We start from the raw sequence: 4,228 nt of genomic DNA on the forward strand, positions 1-4,228 counted from the left end.
ATCGAGAAGTTAAACAAAATTGTGGTATTGAACGCTGTCAGGCTCGCACGAGCCGAGCGCAAAGAAATCATATTTTTCTCGCTATTTCTGCGTGGTTTGAACAACATAAACGTCGTATATCTGAAAAAATAATCCTTTATCAACAAAATTGGGACGTAATCAAAAATGCTATTGCTGAGCACATCCGTGTTTTATTAGCGTACCCAAATTAGTTTTCTGCGAAACTCGTGATGATAACGCAAACTCAGTTTTGGCTTTAAGCGACAAAACCTCCTCTAAGCTAACTCTATCCGCTCACAGGAGTCCGAGAGCAAGCTAACGGACGAGGAAGCGGAATATAACCATGGGTTATTTTTAGTGTTTAAGGTTGACTTTCAAGACGGTAACTAAAGCCTCGTCATTACTGGGATTTAAACCTCCGCACTTTCCTTCGGGGGCGATATTTTGATATAGTGCATAATTTGTAATCGTGATTACGGTACCGTTACGATCGCCAGAAAAAGTTAACATTCCTTCTGATTTGAAAAATTCTAATAATCTTCTGACCTGTGACTCACTTTTCGGTTTATTATGACTGTCTCTCAGTTCACCCCCTAAAATCTTAAATTTTGTGACAAGCTGACCCACACCTAAATACCATTCTCTACCACCAAAATTAACAGTAGTCGGCTTATAAGAGGCTTTTGATAACAATCTTAACCACAAGGCTAACTTAGTCTCGTTGAGTGACCACTGGGATGATAAGAGGCTACGAAATATTGCAATATGACCCTTTGTGCCATTGCTCACGGTTGAATCTCTTTGGTTTAATTTTCTACTATTGCTAAAATCAGCATAAGCAACATTACTCATGACTATCACCTCCAGTGATCACTCTGCGATGTTCAAGACGCAATTTCGCATCTTCTAAGGCTTCCCTCAGTTTTTTGATTGCCAATGCGGTAAAAGAACGATTAACGCTGTCGCGTAAGATATTTTTATGTACAGCACTACAATAAAATTGATTTTTCATGTATAATTACTCCGTTATTACCTCTTTAATTAAGCTCATGATTCCAGCCTCATTGGTGACTGCCTTTGAGGCTTCCTTTATTGCAATAACAAAGCCTGAATGAGCACTTTGTATTCTGTTTTTTCGCTAATTATCTTCGTCCTTATCTTTATTTATCACCGACATATTAGTTAAAATGAGGAGGAAATAAAAATAATTAATCTTATATGAATAACTGTTTATTATTGTAATCAAAAAAATAAATTCAATAAAATTAAACAATTATTTTACAAAATAATTAGCAACTTGCTCGAATGTCACCTTTTCCCCAAACTTGTTACATGCCTTATGTAATTTCATTATTGTTGGTAATCGCTGACCCTTTCTAGCATATCTCAAATGAACAGCAATATATTGCTCACTCAAACCCGCACTCTTAGAAAAGGCTTCTCGTTCTGCTTTGCTTAGATTATTCCAGAATAATTTAAAGTTAAAAGACATCATACATCCTCAAAATAATAAACATAAGAAATATTATAAACATTTTTTTCGTTTACCGTAAAGGTTATATTATGTTTAATTAATATAAACAGATTAAACAGTAATTTACGAGAGAACATGAACGATGAAAAGTATTCGTGATATACGCCGTGACAACTTAGTCTATATTTTAGAAAAACATTATGAGGGAAAACAAAATCGACTAGCTGAGAAATTAGAATGCGCCCCTAATGTTATTTCCCGCTATTTATCCTCTTCAGATTTAAAGAGCCATCGGGATATTAGCGATCCCATCGCACGGAAAATAGAATATATCACCCGTCTTCCTAAATACTGGATGGATTCCGATCATCTTGGTGGGAATCTTCAAGAGACGAGTTCAGAGCGAGCAAACACCGTTATCGGTAAAATCGTTAGCGATAATCTCACCACATTTATGATGATTGATGGCGTAAAATCTCAAGCACAACTGTCAGTAAAATCTAAACTGGGACAGTCAACCATCAACCGTATTGTTAAAAATGAAGCGAGTGCAACCATAGATAGCCTTGAAGCCATAGCAAAAGCTTTAGGGCGTAAACCGTATGAGTTAATGTTGCCCCCTGATGATAATAACGTCCTGAAATATGACCATAAAAAATTTGCTGAATTACACTGGTCAGCAAAAGAAGAAATTCAGGATTTTATCGAGTTTGTCATTCATAAATATCACGGGAAATAACACTAATTCTGAATGGATTTGATAATATGTTTAGTCTCCCAGTCAATAAAATTAAGCGTATTACTAACGATAATAGGATGGATGTTGAAGAATACAGTGAAATGTACCGTGATAAATGCTTTTACAGTAACAAACAGGCTGAATTTCTTCGGTACGATAAGAAATCGATCAATAAATTTGAGGAGATACTTGCTGCTCAGGAAAAGGCACCAACGAGCAAGGACGGATGAATAAAATAATGGATGGTGGGCTATACAGGGCTCGAACCTGCGACCGATGGATTAAGAGTCCACTGCTCTACCAACTGAGCTAATAACCCATAATACCTTTTACAGCGCAGGCATCAAAAAAGCTTTTACCACAAGAGAAAGGATACCCAGAATACCCGCACCTAACATCCAGCGAATTAACTTTTGCTCAGCACGAATACCCGACATTTCAAGTTGTAGGTCTTTGCGGATTATTTCCATATCTTTGCGGACGTTGGTTATTTCAGCAGATAAGTCTTTTCGGACATCAGCGATTTGAGCGTCCGTTTTCTCAAAACGGAATTCCATGTCTTTACGAACATCTGCAATATTACGATTTACTTCAACAATATCAGCTTTAGTCGCTACATCAACCGCCTCATGTGACTTACGCACAGCAATAGAAATTGCTTTCGCCTGGTTCTTTGGCAACCCTTCTTTTTCTAAGGTTTCGACAAATTCTTGTGTATCAAATGCAACCTGTCCCATGAATACACCTCCTATTTTTAAGTAGTATAACGTAATAACTAATCTTTTTCATTACCAAAATGGTATGCTAACTTTTCTGTTTATTTCCTTCCTAATGCATAAACAAACTGGTATATTTACTTTTCTTAAATGATGCGCCATAGTTAATGTACACCAGCTAATCTGGTGTCGGGATTTGTACCCGGCCGAGAGATTCACCGCGACAATACACGCCGCGAGCGTGTTTTTTGTTGTATAACTTCCGTACATCATAATCAATGGTGGGCTGGATGGGGCAGCCGTAAGGCTGGCCGGAGGGTGAACCCGGTAGTGCAAACCCTGTTCAGTTCACCGCCAATATGAGTTTTGCACCTCTTTGGTGGTGAGTAAATCTAGTTCACTATCGGAGAGGTCATCATGACACTTCAACTATCTACAATTACCCCTAAAGTTACTATCCACAACAACAAAGCCATTGCTACATCACTAGATATAGCAGACTACTTTGGTAAGTTGCATAAAAATGTTATTCGCAGTATTGAATTATTAGATTGCTCATTAGCATTTACAAAGCTCAATTTTGAGCTTTGCTATAAAAACAATAACTTACAGAATGGAAAACCTCAACCTTACTATAAAATAACAAAAAATGGCTTTATTTTCTTGGTGATGGGATTTACAGGTAAAAAAGCCGCTCAGTTCAGGGAAGCCTATATTGCTGAGTTTGACCGAATGGAAGCAGAACTCATAGCCAGACGTTATCGTAGTATTAACAATCTATCCAGTTCAGAAGATCTCATTGCATTAGTGGATAAATTACAGAAAGTTATCCACGAAGGCGATTTTATTCCTGCTGGTCAGTCCATTCATGAATATCACCTCCCCAAAACAGGTAAAACCCTCTCCAATATCATCAATGACTTTATCAACTATCCTAAGAAGGATACGCTTCATATCCTCTTAGCCTGGCTAAAAAAAGATGGGCATAACGTTGAAGAAGCCGAACGGGTATTAGAGTATATCCGCGCTGAAATGAAAAACATAACGTCACGAGTTTCGCAGTCTCTAAAAAAGAAGTATAAATTTAAAAACAAGAAAAAATCAGGATGTTCATATTTTGTCCGGTTATCCATGCATTAAAGATATCTATAAAATATTCTTGCAAGTAAGCAGTGTAAGATACTCTAGTTTGGCGTTATCAGAAGTCAGCCCATCGCCTTTATCTCATGACACGGTTAGCCGATGGTTAAAAAGTAGATGTTTCCGCCCTAAAGACCTATGGCGATTAGTTGAACCTTC

8 protein-coding genes, 1 tRNA gene and 1 pseudogene are annotated in these 4,228 nt (G+C 37.5%); 5 read left to right on the forward strand and 5 right to left on the reverse strand.

The features are described from left to right. Positions 1 to 212: pseudogene (locus CBG25_RS08250) on the forward strand (hypothetical protein); the annotation flags it as partial. A 142-nt stretch (positions 213 to 354) separates the two neighbouring features. On the opposite strand, the gene CBG25_RS08255 reads toward CBG25_RS08250, so the two are convergent. The 3 genes from CBG25_RS08255 to CBG25_RS08265 all read right to left on the reverse strand — a co-directional run bounded on the left by CBG25_RS08255 (position 355) and on the right by CBG25_RS08265 (position 1,492). Beyond that, a complete protein-coding gene (locus CBG25_RS08255; RefSeq protein ID WP_290605947.1) occupies positions 355 to 852 on the reverse strand; it encodes a hypothetical protein in 498 nt (165 codons plus the stop codon). Continuing rightward, positions 845 to 1,012, reverse strand: coding sequence for a hypothetical protein (locus CBG25_RS08260; protein WP_290605949.1), 168 nt, complete (start codon positions 1,010 to 1,012; stop codon positions 845 to 847). Before CBG25_RS08260 ends, CBG25_RS08255 begins: the two co-directional genes overlap by 8 nt. A 261-nt stretch (positions 1,013 to 1,273) precedes the next feature. Continuing rightward, positions 1,274 to 1,492 (reverse strand): hypothetical protein, encoded by a 219-nt coding sequence (locus CBG25_RS08265; protein ID WP_290605951.1) that lies wholly within the window; start codon positions 1,490 to 1,492, stop codon positions 1,274 to 1,276. A 124-nt stretch (positions 1,493 to 1,616) separates the two neighbouring features. On the opposite strand from CBG25_RS08265, the gene CBG25_RS08270 reads away from it, so the two are divergent. Further along, on the forward strand, positions 1,617 to 2,213 hold the full coding sequence (locus tag CBG25_RS08270; protein WP_290605953.1) for a helix-turn-helix transcriptional regulator: 597 nt from the start codon (positions 1,617 to 1,619) through the stop codon (positions 2,211 to 2,213). A gap of 26 nt (positions 2,214 to 2,239) precedes the next feature. Continuing rightward, complete coding sequence (locus CBG25_RS08275) at positions 2,240 to 2,443, forward strand: hypothetical protein (protein WP_290605955.1); 204 nt, start codon at positions 2,240 to 2,242, stop codon at positions 2,441 to 2,443. 13 nt (positions 2,444 to 2,456) lie between these two features. On the opposite strand, the gene CBG25_RS08280 is transcribed toward CBG25_RS08275, so the two are convergent. Then, positions 2,457 to 2,532: transfer RNA gene (locus CBG25_RS08280), tRNA-Lys, on the reverse strand. Positions 2,533 to 2,542: 10 nt separating this feature from the next. Then, positions 2,543 to 2,950: a hypothetical protein gene (locus tag CBG25_RS08285; protein WP_290605957.1), complete on the reverse strand. Its 408-nt coding sequence runs from the start codon at positions 2,948 to 2,950 to the stop codon at positions 2,543 to 2,545. A 396-nt stretch (positions 2,951 to 3,346) separates the two neighbouring features. On the opposite strand from CBG25_RS08285, the gene CBG25_RS08290 reads away from it, so the two are divergent. Together CBG25_RS08290 and CBG25_RS08295 are read left to right on the forward strand one after the other, a co-directional pair. Then, positions 3,347 to 4,069: a Rha family transcriptional regulator gene (locus CBG25_RS08290; protein ID WP_290605959.1), complete on the forward strand. Its 723-nt coding sequence runs from the start codon at positions 3,347 to 3,349 to the stop codon at positions 4,067 to 4,069. Further along, on the forward strand, positions 4,047 to 4,228 hold a 182-nt coding region (locus tag CBG25_RS08295; RefSeq protein WP_290604843.1), incomplete at its 3' end, for a hypothetical protein. The genes CBG25_RS08290 and CBG25_RS08295, both read left to right, overlap by 23 nt.

The sequence above is a fragment of the Arsenophonus sp. ENCA genome (genome assembly GCF_002287155.1).
Classification (GTDB): Bacteria; Pseudomonadota; Gammaproteobacteria; order Enterobacterales; family Enterobacteriaceae; genus Arsenophonus; species Arsenophonus nilaparvatae.